This is a genomic window from Xanthomonas prunicola (genome assembly GCF_025266575.1).
Classification (GTDB): domain Bacteria; phylum Pseudomonadota; class Gammaproteobacteria; order Xanthomonadales; family Xanthomonadaceae; genus Xanthomonas; species Xanthomonas prunicola.
The window spans coordinates 603331-618705 of the sequence record NZ_CP096142.1; the positions used below are offsets into that span (position 1 = coordinate 603331).

Annotated in this window: 15 protein-coding genes; 6 read left to right on the forward strand and 9 right to left on the reverse strand. The window is 65.0% G+C overall.

All coding sequences use genetic code 11. The features are described 5' to 3' along the window. Positions 1-60 precede the first annotated feature (60 nt). The gene (epmA, locus tag M0D43_RS02240) at positions 61-1023 is read right to left on the reverse strand and encodes an EF-P lysine aminoacylase EpmA (protein WP_252163443.1); all 963 of its coding nucleotides are present in this window, start codon (positions 1021-1023) and stop codon (positions 61-63) included. Then, positions 1020-3521: an NAD-dependent DNA ligase LigA gene (gene ligA, locus M0D43_RS02245; RefSeq protein ID WP_252163444.1), complete on the reverse strand. Its 2502-nt coding sequence runs from the start codon at positions 3519-3521 to the stop codon at positions 1020-1022. Before ligA ends, epmA begins: the two co-directional genes overlap by 4 nt. Positions 3522-3877: 356 nt before the next feature. On the opposite strand from ligA, the gene M0D43_RS02250 reads away from it, so the two are divergent. Further along, entirely contained in the window at positions 3878-5002 is a 1125-nt protein-coding gene (locus M0D43_RS02250; RefSeq protein WP_252163445.1) for a pyridoxal phosphate-dependent aminotransferase, read from the forward strand. Positions 5003-5305: 303 nt separating this feature from the next. On the opposite strand, the gene M0D43_RS02255 is transcribed toward M0D43_RS02250, so the two are convergent. From M0D43_RS02255 to M0D43_RS02285, 7 genes are all read right to left on the reverse strand, one after another. After that, entirely contained in the window at positions 5306-5689 is a 384-nt protein-coding gene (locus tag M0D43_RS02255) for a hypothetical protein (RefSeq protein WP_252163446.1), read from the reverse strand. Between the two features lie 6 nt (positions 5690-5695). Beyond that, a complete protein-coding gene (gene zipA, locus M0D43_RS02260; RefSeq protein ID WP_252163447.1) occupies positions 5696-6427 on the reverse strand; it encodes a cell division protein ZipA in 732 nt (243 codons plus the stop codon). 56 nt (positions 6428-6483) lie between these two features. Next, positions 6484-9987: a chromosome segregation protein SMC gene (smc, locus tag M0D43_RS02265; RefSeq protein WP_260807795.1), complete on the reverse strand. Its 3504-nt coding sequence runs from the start codon at positions 9985-9987 to the stop codon at positions 6484-6486. Positions 9988-10196: 209 nt separating this feature from the next. Continuing rightward, complete coding sequence (gene rplI, locus M0D43_RS02270; protein ID WP_101363147.1) at positions 10197-10646, reverse strand: 50S ribosomal protein L9; 450 nt, start codon at positions 10644-10646, stop codon at positions 10197-10199. A gap of 251 nt (positions 10647-10897) precedes the next feature. Further along, complete coding sequence (rpsR, locus tag M0D43_RS02275) at positions 10898-11128, reverse strand: 30S ribosomal protein S18 (protein ID WP_005991243.1); 231 nt, start codon at positions 11126-11128, stop codon at positions 10898-10900. Between the two features lie 11 nt (positions 11129-11139). Beyond that, positions 11140-11571, reverse strand: a complete 432-nt coding sequence (gene rpsF / locus M0D43_RS02280) for a 30S ribosomal protein S6 (protein WP_260807796.1) — start codon at positions 11569-11571, stop codon at positions 11140-11142. 318 nt (positions 11572-11889) lie between these two features. Continuing rightward, on the reverse strand, positions 11890-12228 hold the full coding sequence (locus tag M0D43_RS02285; protein WP_252163448.1) for a HesB/IscA family protein: 339 nt from the start codon (positions 12226-12228) through the stop codon (positions 11890-11892). Between the two features lie 216 nt (positions 12229-12444). Here M0D43_RS02285 and asnS point away from each other — a divergent pair, with 216 nt between their 5' ends. Genes asnS through M0D43_RS02310 form a run of 5 tightly spaced genes read left to right on the forward strand, consistent with a single transcriptional unit; the run spans position 12445 to position 15362 of the window. Continuing rightward, positions 12445-13839, forward strand: a complete 1395-nt coding sequence (gene asnS, locus M0D43_RS02290) for an asparagine--tRNA ligase (protein ID WP_252163449.1) — start codon at positions 12445-12447, stop codon at positions 13837-13839. Beyond that, complete coding sequence (locus tag M0D43_RS02295; RefSeq protein ID WP_252163450.1) at positions 13840-14097, forward strand: hypothetical protein; 258 nt, start codon at positions 13840-13842, stop codon at positions 14095-14097. Next, positions 14094-14399 carry a hypothetical protein gene (locus M0D43_RS02300; RefSeq protein ID WP_252163451.1) on the forward strand — a complete coding sequence of 102 codons (306 nt, stop codon included), beginning with the start codon at positions 14094-14096 and terminating at the stop codon, positions 14397-14399. Before M0D43_RS02295 ends, M0D43_RS02300 begins: the two co-directional genes overlap by 4 nt. Continuing rightward, the gene (locus M0D43_RS02305) at positions 14396-14722 is read left to right on the forward strand and encodes a hypothetical protein (RefSeq protein WP_252163452.1); all 327 of its coding nucleotides are present in this window, start codon (positions 14396-14398) and stop codon (positions 14720-14722) included. The genes M0D43_RS02300 and M0D43_RS02305 overlap by 4 nt, the downstream gene beginning before the upstream one ends. 1 nt (position 14723) lies before the next feature. Further along, positions 14724-15362, forward strand: coding sequence for an FMN-binding negative transcriptional regulator (locus M0D43_RS02310; RefSeq protein ID WP_252163453.1), 639 nt, complete (start codon positions 14724-14726; stop codon positions 15360-15362). The last annotated feature ends 13 nt before the right edge of the window (positions 15363-15375 follow it).

The following is a 15375-nucleotide window of genomic DNA, read 5'->3' on the forward strand; positions in this document are numbered from 1 at the left end:
GAAGATGAGAGCACCATCGATGTGAAGAAAGCAATACGGCGCCGATGACAGCGCGATGACTCAGGCGCGGGCGAAGTCGAACGCCAGCACGTCGGCAATGTGCGCGGTGCCGCGCAAGGCCATCAATAAACGGTCCACGCCCACCGCCACACCGGCGCAGTCAGGCAACTGCGGCAACACCGCAAGCAGGCGTTCATCCAGCGGTAGCGGCGGCAATCCACGCGCCGCACGCACGGCGTTGTCGCGCACGAAACGCGCACGCTGTTCCTGCGCGTCGTTCAGCTCGTGATAGCCGTTAGCCACCTCAACGCTCCCCAGATACAGCTCGAAGCGCTCGGCCACCGGCGGGTCGTCATGGCGCACACGCGCAAGTGCGCATTGGCTGGCCGGCCAATCGTGCACCACCGTCAACGTGTCGCTGGCAAAGCCCGGCTGGATGCGATGGGTCATCAACAGGTCCAGCCAATCGTCGCGGGTCAGGCCAACCGGATCGATGGCCACGTCATGCAACGCGGCGCGTAGCGTTTCGATCGGATCGCGCAGCGGGTCGATGCCCAAGGTCTGCACGAACATCGCGCGATACGTCAGCACGTGCATTGCAGCGTCGCGGCCGACCAGCGCAAGTGCGCGGCGCACCAGGGCGATGGTTTCCTGCGCGAGGCTGCGCTCGTTCCAGCCCACCCGATACCACTCGAGCATGCTGAACTCGGGATTGTGGCGGCCACCCGCCTCGCCATTGCGAAACACCCGCCCCAGTTCGTAGCAATCTCCCACGCCGGCAGCAAGCAGCCGTTTGAGCGGATATTCCGGCGAGGTGCGTAACCAGCGCAGCGGCGCGCCAGCATCGACATGGCCGGTGAAGCGCGTACTGAAACTTTCGATATTCGGCTCGGTGTTGCCGGCCTCGGAGAGCACCGGCGTTTCCACTTCCAGCACGCTGCGTTCGGCGAAGAAGGCGCGGATCGCGGCATTGAGCCGCGCGCGCAACTGCAGCGCAGCCAGATCGACCTGCGCCATGCTCATGGCTGTTGGCCGTGTTCGCTCAGGAAGGCCAGCAAACGCGCTTCGTCCCAGATGTCCACGCCCAGCGATTGCGCCTTGTCGAGCTTGGAACCGGCTTGTTCGCCGGCCACCAGAAACGCCGTTTTCTTGGAGACGCTACCGGCGACCTTGGCACCCAGTGCTTCGAGGCGTTGCTTGGCCGCGTCGCGCGTGAGCGCAGCCAAGGTCCCGGTGATGACCACGGTCTGGCCATCGAGCGGGCCGGTCTTTTCTTCGCCAGCCTCCGGCATCATAGCCAGCAGCTCGGAAAGCTTTTTCTGGGCATTAACCGCGAGCGTGTCGTTGGCCGGTACCAACAGCCAAGTCGCGAGCGACTCGGCCACTGACTGCGGTACACCCGCTTCGACGAGAGGCTCGGGACCGCCATTGCGCAGGGCATCGATGGAACCAAACGCAGTCGCGATCTGGGCGGCACGAATCGGCGTCACCTTGGGAATCTCCAGGTCCTCCAGCAAATTGGCCAAGCTCAACTCGCCGCGCAGCTTCGGCGAAGGCGGATGGGTGTCGCCGATGCGCACCTTGCGCGCCAGCAGATGATCGATGGCCTTCTGATTCCCGGGCTGATCGAAGAAATGCCCAAGCGAACGCGCCACTTCGCCACCGATGTCGGGCACGCGCTTGAACAGCGGCCACGGCAGATGACGAATCAATTCCAGATCGCCGAACCACGCCGACAACGCCTTCGCCGTGCTTTCACCTACGTGTTCGATGCCCAGCGCAAACAGAAAACGCTCCAGCGTGGTGTCGCGCGATGTTTCGATCGCCTCGATCAGGTTCTCGGCCCATTTGGTGGCGATCTTGCGGCGGTTCCAATCGAAGCTCGGCAGCCCCGCACGCAGCAGGTCGGCCTGCCAGCTCTGCGGCGTCTCGCGCTCGCCGGCCAGATCCACGCCGATGCTCGCCACGGTGGTTTCCAGCTGCGCATACGCACCGGTTGCCAGATGCTCGCGCGCCTCACGCAAGAACGCATGCGGGCTCTCGGCGGTGCTGATCATGCGCAGTTGCAGCAGCTGATCCACAGTCAGCAGATACAGATCGGCCACACCTTGCACCAAGCCGCTGTCGACCAGTACCTCGATGAATTTTTCGCCCAGTCCGTCCACATCCATCGCGCGCCGCGAAACGAAATGCCGGAAGGCTTCCTTGCGCTGCGCCGGGCAGGTCAATTCGCCGGAGCAGCGCCACACCGCCTGGCCTTCTTCGCGCACGATCTCCGACCCGCAGACCGGGCATTGCGTGGGCATCTGCCACGCCTGGGTCCCGGACGGGCGCTGGTCGGCCACCACGGCGGCCACTTCGGGGATCACATCACCGGCGCGGCGCACGATCACCGTATCGCCCACGCGCACATCCAGCCGCGCGATCTGGTCGGCGTTGTGCAGCGTGGCATTGGTGACGATCACCCCGGCCACATGCACCGGCTTCAGTCGCGCCACCGGCGTGGCCGCACCGGTGCGGCCGATCTGGATCTCGATGGCTTCGACCGTGGTGGACTGTTCCTGCGCCGGGAACTTGTGCGCGATCGCCCAACGCGGCGCGCGCGAGACGAATCCCATCTCGCGCTGCCCGACCAGATCGTCGAGCTTGTAGACCACGCCATCGATATCGAAGGGCAAGCCGTCGCGCGCTTCACCGATGCGCTGGTAATACGCCAACAGGCCGTCGCTGCCCTGCACCACCTCGACCAGCGCACTGACCGGGAAGCCCCACGCACGCAGCTGCGCCAGGATCGCCGAATGGGTCTGCGGCAACGTGCCTTCGCTCACCTCGCCGACGCCGTACGCAAAGAAACTCAGCGGGCGCTGCGCGGTGATGCGCGCGTCCAGCTGCCGCAGCGAGCCGGCCGCGCCATTGCGCGGGTTGGCCAGCACCTTGCCGCCCTGAGCGCGCATCTGCGCGTTGTAGGTTTCGAACGCGGCGCGTGGCATATAGACCTCACCGCGCACTTCCAACACCTGCGGCCAACCCTCGCCGCGCAGGCGCAGCGGAATCGCCTTGACGGTGCGCAGGTTGGCACTGACATCCTCGCCGGTGGCACCATCGCCGCGCGTGGCACCTTGCACGAACTCGCCGTTTTCGTAGCGCAGGCTGATCGCCAGGCCATCGAGTTTGGGTTCGGCCGAGAACACCGGTTGTTTGCGCTCCAGCCGCTCACTGATGCGACGAACGAACTCGCTCACTTCCTCGTCGCTGAAGGCATTGCCCAGCGACAACATCGGCAAGGCATGCCGCACTTCGGCAAACCGCGATGCGGCCAGATGGCCCACCCGTTGCGTTGGCGAATCGGCACTGGCCAGTGCCGGGTGCGCCGCTTCCAGCGCTTCCAGCTCGCGCATCAGGCGGTCGTAGTCGACGTCGGCCATCTGCGGCTCGTCGAGCACGTGATACCGGTAATTGGCGTCTTCGATTCGCCGGCGCAGGGCATCAATGCGCTGAGCGGGGTCCGGGCTGACAGTCATACGATCGCTGGGCTGGCATTGGGCCGCCCATTCTAACGGGCCGTGCCGATACCAAGGGTCAGCGGCGAGTGCTTCGATCGTGATGGTTGATCGCCGACTGATGTCGTTTGGATTTGCGCTAGCGCCCTGGTGCCGGAGTGAACCGGGCATTTCAGTACCGCCCGGATCCCGGCGAGATAGCGAACGCGGCAGGAATTACGCGATCCTACACAACCACCAGCAGAACGACTGTCTTTGCCCCCCTCCCCCCTGCAAGCACGCCCGCGAACCAGCCTCATGAGAATTCCCCGATAGGCAGACAGGCACAAACCGGCTAGCGTGGCGCCCTCTTTGCCCGCCGCTTCTGGAGTTCACCCGTGTCGTTGCCCGTCTCGCGCCGTTCGTTTCTCAGCCTGGCCACCACCGGCATGGCGGTTTCCGCACTGGGGTTGGCACCCGCGGCCGAGGCAGCCCGCAAGCGCGCTGCGGCACCGGCAACGCCTGGCGTCGCCGCCGCGGCCGGCACGGTGTACCTCAACCTCAATGAGCACCCGCTCGGGCCCGCCCCGGCAGCGATTGAAGCTGCCACGCGTTCGCTGCCCCGCTCGGGCCGCTACCTGCTCGAAATGGAGCAGGATCTGCGTAACCTGATGACCGGCGAGCTGCAGCTGCCCAACGATCATCTGGCGTTGTTCCCCGGGTCGCGAGACGCGCTGAACCGGGCCGCCAGCCTGTTGACCTCCGCACGCGCCGGGCTGGTGGTGGCCGACCCGAGCTTCGACCCATTGGTCGAAAGCGCCACTGCCCGCGGCGTGGCCGTGCGCAAGGTGCCGCTGCGTGCAGATGGCGCGCACGACGTCAAGGCGATGGCCAAGGCCGACCCGACCGCCGGCATGCTCTATCTGTGCAACCCCGGCAACGCCAGCGGCTCGATCACTCCGCGTGCCGACATCGAATGGCTGCTGGCCAACAAGCCGGCCAGCGCCGTGCTGGTGGTCGATGAGGCGTATATCCAGTACAGCAACGAGCCGTCAGTGGCCGATCTGGTGCGTCAGCGCCAGGACCTGATCGTACTGCGTAGCTTCTCCAAGCTCTACGGCATGGCAGGCCTGCGTCTGGGCGCTGCCCTGGCCCCGCCCGGCTTGCAGACCAAACTTGCCGCATTCGGCAGCAACCCGTTGTCGGTTCCGGCGATGGCCGCTGGCATCGCCAGCCTGCGCGACCCGCTGCTGGTGCAGACCCGCCGCGCCGACAACGCCCGCGTGCGTGAGGAGACCGTCGCCTGGCTCAAGGGCAAGGGCTACACCTGCCTGCCCTCGCAAGCCAACTGCTTCCTGCTGGACGTCAAACGCGATGCAAGCGTGTTCGCCGCCTCGATGCAGAAGCAAGGCGTCATCGTCGGCCGCAGCTGGCCGATCTGGCCCAAGCGCGTGCGCGTCAGCGTGGGCACCGAAGCGGAAATGCTGCGCTTCCGCGAAGCGTTTGGGAAAGCCAAGCGCTAATTGGCGACGCATTCGATAAAGCCAAACGTGAACCCTTTTCCCCTCGGGACGTTGTCCCACTTATGGGGAAAAGGTGCCCCGCAAGCGGCGCATGAGGGTGCGCCCCGGAGATCGGCCAACAGAGGTGATGACAAACGCCTCGCCACGCGCCGTCAGCGATGAAGCACCGACTGCCCCACTGCTTCGCACTTACCCTTACCCTTACCATTAGCCAACCCGCGCTCGCGGCGCGGGTGCTCCAAGGCACGCGCGCCAGTGGCGCGCAATGCGTGTCTTCGTCTGTCTCCGACGGGAGAGGGGCTTCTATTGATCCAACGCCTCGCTCTGCGGTGCGCGCAGCGTGCGGCGGATCCACAGATAACTGATCACGAAGGTCAGCGCCATCGAACCGGCGCTCCACAGCAGCAACTCGTGCAGTAGCGGCGGGCCCTGCAGGATGTGCATGTAATAGCGGCGATCCAACAGCGCGACGGCGTGCGGCATGAACACGCTGACGAAGGGCGTTGGCACTGGCGCGACCAGCAACGTGATCGCGGCAGCAAAGCCCACGACCAGCCACGGCGAATGCCGCGGGCGTTTACGCAGGCGCGTGGCGATCCTGGTAAAGATCCACAGCAACGGCATCGCCAAGATGGCCCACAAGACCAGCAACAACGCCACCGCCAACACGCCCTGCAAACTCAACATGTCAACTCACCAGCGCGGCGACTTGGTCAGCGGCGGTGCCTGATGCTGGCGGTCATACGCGCGCAGTTCGTCGCGGATATGCGCAACGCGCTGCCGGCCCAAGGCGTTGCGGCTGTCGTCCAGCACCACGCCATCCAGCAGTTCGGCCATGCGCTGCACGGTGGGCAGCATCTTTTCCCAGGCGTCCAGCGCGGTCATCGGCGCCGGCAGGGTGAGGAAAAACGCGATCGCCGGCGTCTGCATCTCGCGGATGTTGGCCATGTCGAAACTGCCCGGCTTGAGGATGCTGGCCATGCTGAAGATCGGCCCGCGCTCGGGGTGCCCTTCCACCAAGCGGTGGAACACATTCATGTGCCCGAACACCAGCCCGGTCTTTTCGGCAGCGACCACCACATCTTCGCCGCGCAGCACCTGGCCCGCCTTGGCGGCCACGAACAACGACACGATCTTGTCGAAATCCTGGTTCGGGCGTTTGCCGACCTCGTTACCGCCGGCGGCGTCGTGCTCTTCCAGGTTGAGTTCGCTCTGCTCGACGCCTTCTCCGCGTTCCGCAGTTTCACCATCCACGCCGGGCTCGCTGGAAATCACCGGTTCGCGACGTTCGCGCGGCTGGCCCTCTTCCTTGTCGACCCGGCGCCCTTGCGGCGATTTCTTCGGGCGACCAAACAGGAAGATGGCCGCGACCAGCAACAGTCCAGCGATCAGGATCCCGATCCGGATCATGGCCATGTCGGACATTCAGCGTGCCTCCGCATAAGAGTGACAGGTGTCGATATTCCAACAAGCATGGCACGTCATGCCGCACCCGCCAAACGCGCGGCTTCTTCCAGGTCCACGCTGACCAGGCGACTGACGCCCGGCTCGCGCATGGTCACCCCGGACAACTGGCGCGCGGCTTCCATGGTGGCCTTGTTGTGGCTGACGAACAGGAACTGCACCTTCTCGCTCATCTCGCGCACCATATTGGCCAGGCGGCCGACGTTCGCTTCGTCCAGCGGCGCGTCCACCTCGTCCAGCAGGCAGAACGGCGCAGGGTTGAGCTGGAAGATCGCAAACACCAGCGCCACCGCGGTCATCGCCTTCTCCCCCCCGGACAGCAGCGAAATGCTCGACACGCGCTTGCCCGGCGGGCGCGCCATGATGGTCACGCCGGTGTCGAGCAGGTCTTCGCCGGTGAGCTCCAGATACGCATGCCCGCCACCAAACAGGCGCGGATACAGCGCCTGCACGCCGGAATTGACCCGGTCGAAGGTGTCCTTGAAACGGCCACGAGTTTCGCGGTCGATCTTGCGAATGGCTTCTTCCAGCGTTTCCAGCGCGGTATTGAGATCCAGGTTCTGCGCATCCAGATATTCGGAGCGCTGCGCGGCCTCGCCGTACTCCTGGATGGCGGCCAGGTTCACCGGCTCCAGGCGCCGCATGCGGCCGTCGATCTGGCCGACGGTCGCTTCCCATTCGGCCACGTTGGCCGACTCTGGCAACCCGTTGACCACGTCCTCCAGCACGAAGCCTGCCTTGACTACCGCTGCCGCCAACTGCTCGGCGTTGAGCACCAGCGCCTGCTGATCGAGCTTGCGCTGCGAGATGCGCTCGCGCTGCGCCAATGCCTGTTCGTCGCGCTGCTGGCGGGTCTGCTCGTAGCTGCGTAGCTCGCCATCGATGCTGTCGAGCATGGTGCGCGCTTCGCCCAGCGCGCGCTCGGTGCGTACGCGCTCGCTCAACGCGGCCTGGTGCTCGTGTTCCAGCGTTTCCACCGGCGAATCGCCTTCGCTGAGCTGGGCAACCAGATCTTCCAGGCGCGTGTCGAGCTGGCCGCGCTGGCTGTCCATGCGCTCCAGGGTCTGGCTGAGCGAGGTGATCTGGGTGCGCTGCGATTCCAGCGTGAGCGCCAGCGCATGCATCGCATCGCGCACGCCGCGTGCGGCATCGCGCGCTTGATCGCGTGCATCGGTGAGCTGACGGCGCTCGCTTTCCAGCGCTTCGCGCGTGCCCTGCAGATCGCCCATCAAGGTGACGGCGTCTTCAAGCTTGGCGCGCGCCTCACGTGCCTGTTCGCGGCTGGTGTCCAACGTTTCCAGCAGCTGTGACAGCTCGATTTCGATGCGCTCGATGCGCGTGCGCGCCGCATCCACCTTGCCCTGCTGACTCTGCAATTGCCCGGCCAGCTCGGAGACGCTGCGATGCGCCATGTACAGCTGGCGCTGTGCGTCCTCGCGCTGCTGCTCGGCCGCTAGCAGTTGTTCGCGGAAGCTGGCGAGCTGATGTTCAAGCTCGGCTTCGCGTTCCTGCAAGGTTTCGATCTGGGTGCGTAGCTCCTGAATCTCGCGCTCGCGCAGCAGCGCGCCCTGCTTGGCCGCGCCCGAGCGCGAGACGCGCACCCAGCCCTCGCCCAGGCGCTCGCCGTTGCGGGTAATGACCGAGTCGCCTTCCGGCAACGAGGCCTGCAACCTGCGTGCGGTCTGCAGATCGTCGGCGGCGTGCAAACGCGCCAGCAGGCGACGAATCGCGATCGGCCCCTGCACCTTGGCGGCCAACGAGGTCGGTGCGAAGGTAGCGGCATCGGTGGCACTGGACACCAGCGCGATGCGGCCTTCGCCCAACTCGCCCAGCGCGTCGACCAGTTGCTCGGGCGCATCCACCAGCACGCCTTCGATCAACTGTCCCAGCGCGCTTTCGACGGTATTTTCCCAGCCGCTTTCCACGCTAATGCGCTCGCCCACACGCGCCGCCGAATCCAGCCCGCACGCCTTCAGCCACGCCACCGCCGCGCCCTGCTCCTGGCCCAGGGCAGCCTGCTGCAGGGTTTCCAGCGACGACAGCCGGCCACGCGCGGCCTGCGCCTGTTTGCGCACTTCGGCCAGCTCGCCCTGGCTGGCGCGCTGCTGTTCCTGCAGCCCGCCGAGCACGTGCTTGCGCGCTTCGACCTGCTCGGTCAATCCGTCCAGCGAGGTCTTCTGGGTTTCGTGGCGTAGCTCGATCTGTTCGAACGCCTCGGCCAACGCGTCCAGATCCAGACCGGCACGTTCGTTGACCAGCGCTTCGCGGCGGCGGTCGGCTTCCAGCGACTGGCGGTCCAGATAATCGACGCGCGTGCGCTCCACCTCGCCAGCGCGCGAGGCTTCGCCGGTGTCGCGGTTATGGGTTTCCCAGCGTTGCTGCCAGTCGGCCAGCCGCGCTTCGGCTTCGCGCAGCGCTTCCTGGCGGAACTCATGGTCCTCGCGCAGCTGTTCCAGCTGCGGTTCGGCCGCATCCACGGCTTCGCGCAGCACCGCCAGTTTTGCCGAGTCGCCGCTGATGTGCTGGGTCAGTTCCTGCAACTGGCTTTGCGCCTCATCGCGCGCCTTGTGCAAGCGATGCGAGAGTTCGCGCTGATGCTGGATCTGCTGCTCGATGCGCGCCAGCGCGCTGCCCACCTGGTACACATCGGCTTGTGCCTTGGCCACCGCTTCGGCGGCTTCTTCGCGGCGCACGCGCCCGGTTTCGATCCGCGCCTCGGCATCGCGCTGGTCGGCGATCAGCTGCTGCAGGCGGGTTTCTTCCTGATTCAATTTTTCGCGCAGGCCCTGCAATTGCCCGTCCAGGCCGCGGTACTCCAGCGCCTTCCACTCGGCATCCTTGATCCGCCGTTCCTCCTGCAAGGCCTGGTACTGTTCGGCCTGGCGCGCCTGGCGCTGCAGATGCGCCAGTTGCTTGGTGATTTCCTCGCGCAGGTCGCCCAGGCGGTCGAGGTTTTCGCGGGTATGCCGAATGCGTGTTTCGGTTTCCTTGCGGCGTTCCTTGTACTTGGAAATGCCGGCGGCCTCTTCCAGATACACGCGCAGGTCTTCCGGGCGCGCCTCGATGATCTGGCTGATCATGCCCTGCTCGATGATCGAGTAGCTGCGCGGACCCAGGCCGGTCCCCAGGAACAGGTCGGTGATGTCGCGACGCCGGCACTTGGTGCCGTTGAGGTAATAGGCGCTGTTGCCGTCGCGGCTGACCAGGCGCTTGACCGAGATCTCGTTGAACGAGGCGAACTCGCCGGTGATGGTGTGATCGGAGTTGTCGAAGATCAGTTCCACCGTCGCCTGCGACACCGGCTTGCGCGCCGAGGAGCCGGAAAAGATCACGTCGGTCAGCGAGTCGCCGCGCAGCCGGCTGGCCGAGCTTTCGCCCATCACCCAGCGCACCGCATCGATGATGTTGGACTTGCCGCAGCCATTGGGGCCGACGATGCCGGTCATGTTGGTGGGCAGGTGCAACGTGGTCGGGTCGACGAACGACTTGAAACCGGACAGCTTGATCGTAGACAGGCGCATGGGGGCTGGAGATTCCGGGCACCGCGCGGACGAAGCCGGCAGGCGCTTTTCCTGTGAAGCCGTCACCCAAGCCCTTGATCCATAAGATCTGCAGGCCGTGGAACCGGCAATGGGGCATGAGTATAACGGGCATGCCAGCACTGGCGGCGGCGCCCCAAAAACGAAGGGCGCCTAACAAGGCGCCCTTCGGATGACACATACGGCTTGGATCAGGCGTCGGATTCGACGATGACCTTGACCGTGGTTTCCACGTCTGCGTGCAGGTGCAGCACAACGTCGTACTCGCCGACATTGCGGAATGCGCCTTCACCCAGGATCACTTCGCTCTTTTCCAGCGGCAGGCCGGCGGCGGTGAACGCCTCGGCGATGTCGCGCGGGCCAACCGAGCCGTACAGCTTGCCTTCGGTCGCTGCGTGCGCGCCGATGGTGACGCTGGCGCCTTCGAACTTGGTAGCGCGGCTCTGTGCGTCGGCCAGGATGCTGTTGGCCTTGGCTTCGTACTCGGCACGCTTGGTTTCGAACGCTTCGACGTTCGCAGCAGTGGCCGGCACGGCCTTGCCCTGCGGCACGAGGAAGTTACGGCCGTAGCCCGGCTTGACACTGACCTTGTCGCCCAGGTTGCCCAGGTTGGTCACTTTTTGCAGAAGAATCAGATCCATGGTGGTGCTCCGTTATTCGTTAGCGCCGGCGCTTTGGCCGACGCAACGTTTGCTGTCCGAAAAGACGGGATTCGGGAATCGGGATTTGGGAATCGCAAGAGCACGATCAACACCGCATCTCGAATGACCGGCCTCTATATTTATTACCCGCACATGGATGTGCGGGCCTTTGTGAGGGACTCACATACAACCGTGCGGGCTTTTGTGAGGGACTCACATACAACCGTGCGGGCTCTTCCGAGGGACTCGGATTAGACGTCGTGGTTGTCCGTGTACGGAATCAGCGCCAGGAAACGCGAGCGCTTGACGGCCGTGGCCAGCTGACGCTGGTACTTGGACTTGGTACCGGTCACGCGGCTCGGCACGATCTTGCCGTTCTCGGTGAGGTACTGACGCAGGGTGTTGAGATCCTTGTAATCGATCTCTTTCACGCCCTCGGCGGTGAACTTGCAGAACTTGCGACGACGGAAGAACTTGGACATGACAGCGCTCCTTAAGCGGCTTCGGCGTTGTCGCCGTCGGTATCGGTGGCGGCAGGAGCATCGCCCTCATCGTCATCGCGACGACGACGCTCGCTACGCTCGGGCTTGTCGCCCTTCTCGTCCTTGCTCTTCATGATCAGCGACTGCTCGGTGTCCGGGCCATCGCGCTTGACGACCAGGTGACGCAGCACCGCATCGTTGAAGCGGAAGCTTTCCACCAGCTCGCTCAGCACGGCCTGGTCGACTTCGATATTGAGCAGCACGTAGTGCGCCTTCACCAGGTTCTGGATCGGATAGGCCAGCTGACGACGGCCCCAGTCTTCCAGACGATGGATGGTGCCGTTACCGCCCTCGATCAGCGACTTGTAGCGCTCGATCATGGCCGGGACCTGCTCGCTCTGGTCCGGATGGACCAGGAACACGACTTCGTAATGACGACTCATGTTGTTTTACCTTTCGGATGTGGCCACGTGGGCCGGACAGCTCCCCGGTGGTCCGCGCAAGCGGCCGGTGGAGCAAGGGTTCCCACCCGGAATCGGGCAGGAAGCAGGAAAGTATGGCAGTTCAGGCGTTTAGCCGCAACCAGCCGTCCAACAAGAACGTCCTAAAGCCCCTCTCCCGCCGGGAGAGGGGTTGGGTGCGGGTCCGGGGGCAAAGCCCGCGCAGAAATCCACGGCTCATGGCTTGGCCCCCGTACCCTCATCCGCCGCCCTTCGGGCACCTTCTCCCGCAGGGAGAAGGAACAGCGCGCGCCGGCGAGCTCAGCGATGCTCGGCTTCGGTCGTAAAGCTCTCCCCGCAGCCGCACTCGGCGGTGGCATTGGGATTGCTGAAGGTAAAGGTCTCGCTCAGCCCGTGCTTGCCGAAGTCGATGCAGGTCCCGTCTACCAGCGGCAGACTGATCGGATCGACGAAAATGCGGACCCCGCCCTGCTCGAACACTGCATCGTCGTCGCGCTTCTCGCGCGCCAGGTCGGTGACATGGCCCCAGCCCGAACAACCGGTCTTGGTCACACCAAAGCGCAGACCCAGCGTCCCCGGGGTCTGCTGCACGAAACGCTGCACGCGCTCCAGCGCGGCGGGGGTGAGGCTGATGGCCATGGGAGTGCTCCAGGAACGATGGTGAAACAATGGCGGCAAGTATAGCGAGGCTGCAAGAGCCAAGGACTGCACCCGCCGATACGAGGTGTTTCCCAGATGGGGCCATGCCGAGCCTTCGACAAGCGTGACCACCCAAGCGGTTCAGGCGCTCGCGCCGGCGCGCCCGCAGCCAGTAAACTCGCAGACCATTCAAAGTCGCTACGGCGAGGACAAGTCATGACGGTGGTCAGCGTTGAACATGCGCTTGCGGGAAAACTCCCGGAAGGCGGCGAAGTCACGGTACGGGGGTGGGTGCGCACATTGCGCGGATCTGCCGGACTGGCCTTCATCAACGTGACCGACGGTTCGTGCTTCGCTCCCATCCAGGTGGTGGCCAACGACACGCTGCCCAATTTCGACGAGATCAAGCGCCTGACCAGCGGCTGCTCGCTGATCGCCAAGGGCGTGCTGGTGAAGTCGCAGGGCAAGGGCCAGTCGTTCGAGATCCAGGCCAGCGGCGTGGACATTGTCGGTTGGGTCGAAGACCCGCTGACTTATCCGATCCAGCCCAAGCCGATGACGCCCGAGTTCCTGCGCGAAGTGGCGCACCTGCGTCCGCGCACCAACCTGTTCGGCGCGGTCACCCGCATCCGCAACTGCCTGGCGCAGGCGGTGCACCGCTTCTTCCACCAGAACGGCTTCAACTGGATCAGCACCCCGATCATCACCACCTCCGATGCCGAAGGCGCCGGGCAGATGTTCCGCGTCTCCACGCTGGACATGGTCAACCTGCCGCGCGATGCCAAGGGCAACGTGGATTTCAGCCGCGATTTCTTCGGCAAGGAAACCTTCCTGACCGTGTCCGGCCAGCTCAACGTGGAGGCCTACTGCCTGGCGCTGAGCAAGGTCTACACCTTCGGCCCGACCTTCCGCGCCGAGAACAGCCACACCACGCGCCATCTGGCCGAGTTCTGGATGATCGAGCCGGAAATCGCCTTCGCCGACCTGGCCGAAGATGCACGCCTGGCCGAGCAATTTCTGAAGTACCTGTTCCGTGCCGTGCTGGACGAGCGCAGCGACGATTTGGCGTTCCTGGCCGAGCGCGTGGACAAGAACGCGATCAGCAAGCTGGAAGCCTTCATCAATGCCCCGTTCGAGCAGATCGACTACACCGAGGCGGTGACGCTGCTGCAGAACTCCGGCAAGAAGTTCGACTTTCCGGTCGAATGGGGCCTGGACCTGCAGACCGAGCACGAACGCTGGCTCACCGAAGAGCACATCGGCCGCCCGGTGGTGGTGACCAACTATCCCGAGCACATCAAGGCGTTCTACATGCGCCTGAACGACGACGGCAAGACCGTCGCGGCGATGGACGTGCTGGCGCCGGGCATTGGCGAAATCATCGGCGGCAGTCAGCGCGAAGAGCGTCTGGACGTGCTCGACGCGCGCATGGCGCAGTTCGGCCTGGATCAGGAGCACTACAGCTGGTACCGCGACTTCCGTCGCTACGGCTCGGTGCCGCATGCCGGCTTCGGCCTGGGCTTCGAGCGCCTGGTGGTCTACGTGTGCGGGCTGAGCAATATCCGCGACGCCATCCCCTACCCGCGCGCGCCGGGCAGCGCGGAGTTCTGAGTGAGCTTGCCGGCCGCCATCCCCATACTTCAATCGCTGGCTTTCGGGCTGGCGGCGATCACGGGCGGGCTGACAGCGATACGTAGCGTGTTGCTGGCGCGGCTGGCGTCGCGTCAGCTCGACCCGCAGCGCTGGTGGCAGACCAACACCGCGCGCGCCGCTACCCGGCATGCCACGGCTCCGATGCGCTGGGCCATTGCAGCACTGATCATTGGCGCGGCACTCCCGAAACTTTTCCTGATGCTGGCCGCCGCATGATTCTGTTCTTCGCCCTGTGCTTCGTTGGCCTGGCCGTCGCAGGTCTGACCGCGCTGCTGATCTTCTGGCCGCTGACCCTGGTGCACCTGCGCGACCGCCATCCGGATGCGTTGGCCAGTTTTGGCGATCCGGCCTTCATCAGTCCCGTGGCGCTGCGCTGGTTGCTGGCGCGGCGCTACCGCAGCTACCGCGACAGTGCACTGTCCGGTCTGGCCACACCCGCCTGGCTCTCGCTGCTCACCATCTTTTTCGGCCTGGGCATGGCGGCGCTGCTCGGCCTGCTTTCCAAGGTAATGCCATGACGACTTACGAAGACACCCTGCAGGGCGCGCACGACTCCTGGTGGCTGGCCACGATCGGCCGCACCCTGATCTGGGCGCGCCTGCGCGTCAATGAAGCCGGTACCGCCGAGGTGTTGGACAGCGATGGCAAGACGCTGCCCTACGATAGCGAAGACAGCGCGCGTGCGGCCTTGTTCGACGCCGAATTCGTGGCGCTGGACGGGCTGGATGAAGAGGACGCGCTCATGCGCGGCTTTTCGCTGCATGAAGTCTCGCCGCCCCAAGGTGACGATGATGCCGACCTGCGTGCGCGCATGGTCGTGAGCATGGGCGGCCGCGCCTGACATGTACGCCCCGCGTGCGTTTGCGCAGACCGATCTGGCCTTGCTGGACTGGCTGTTCGCACGCGATGCATTTGTCACCCTGATCAGCCAGGGCGACGACGGCCAACCGGCAATCTCGCATCTGCCGGTGCTGTATCAACGCGATGGGCAGGACGTCGTGATCGAAGGCCATTGGGCACGCCCCAATCCGCAGGCGCGCGCTCCTGGCGATGCAGTGATCGTGCTGCGCGGGCCGCATGCTTACGTGTCGCCCAGCTGGTATCTGGACAAGGAAGCGGCCGCACGCGTGCCCACCTGGAACTACGCTGTTGCGCATCTGCATGGCCGCTGCAGCCAGATCAGCGATGAAGACGCGCTGGGCGGGTTGATCGCACGCATGAGCGCGCATTTCGAGCAGCGCGTGGGTAGCGATTGGCAGTTCGAAATGGAGCGCGACAGCCATCGCCGGCAATTGCGCGGCCTGGTCGGCTTCCGCTTCGTCCCAAACAGCATCGAATTGACCTTCAAACTGAGTCAGAACCACCCGGCCGGCAATATCGCCGCAGTGAGCGATGCACTGGCGCGGCAGGCATCGGCCGATTCGCGCGAGGTCGCCACGTTGATGCGCGATGCATTGCGCGCACGCGATGGCGCATCCTGAGCGCGGTGCGCCC

Coding starts and splice junctions, on each gene's coding strand:
- asnS (WP_252163449.1), top strand. CDS start 12,445: ATGACGGTGGTCAGCGTTGAACATGCGCTTGCGGGAAAACTCCCGGAA.
- M0D43_RS02310 (WP_252163453.1), top strand. CDS start 14,724: ATGTACGCCCCGCGTGCGTTTGCGCAGACCGATCTGGCCTTGCTGGAC.
- rpsF (WP_260807796.1), bottom strand. CDS start 11,571: ATGAGTCGTCATTACGAAGTCGTGTTCCTGGTCCATCCGGACCAGAGC.
- M0D43_RS02305 (WP_252163452.1), top strand. CDS start 14,396: ATGACGACTTACGAAGACACCCTGCAGGGCGCGCACGACTCCTGGTGG.
- M0D43_RS02285 (WP_252163448.1), bottom strand. CDS start 12,228: ATGGCCATCAGCCTCACCCCCGCCGCGCTGGAGCGCGTGCAGCGTTTC.
- zipA (WP_252163447.1), bottom strand. CDS start 6,427: ATGTCCGACATGGCCATGATCCGGATCGGGATCCTGATCGCTGGACTG.
- epmA (WP_252163443.1), bottom strand. CDS start 1,023: ATGAGCATGGCGCAGGTCGATCTGGCTGCGCTGCAGTTGCGCGCGCGG.
- rpsR (WP_005991243.1), bottom strand. CDS start 11,128: ATGTCCAAGTTCTTCCGTCGTCGCAAGTTCTGCAAGTTCACCGCCGAG.
- M0D43_RS02255 (WP_252163446.1), bottom strand. CDS start 5,689: ATGTTGAGTTTGCAGGGCGTGTTGGCGGTGGCGTTGTTGCTGGTCTTG.
- ligA (WP_252163444.1), bottom strand. CDS start 3,521: ATGACTGTCAGCCCGGACCCCGCTCAGCGCATTGATGCCCTGCGCCGG.
- M0D43_RS02300 (WP_252163451.1), top strand. CDS start 14,094: ATGATTCTGTTCTTCGCCCTGTGCTTCGTTGGCCTGGCCGTCGCAGGT.
- rplI (WP_101363147.1), bottom strand. CDS start 10,646: ATGGATCTGATTCTTCTGCAAAAAGTGACCAACCTGGGCAACCTGGGC.
- smc (WP_260807795.1), bottom strand. CDS start 9,987: ATGCGCCTGTCTACGATCAAGCTGTCCGGTTTCAAGTCGTTCGTCGAC.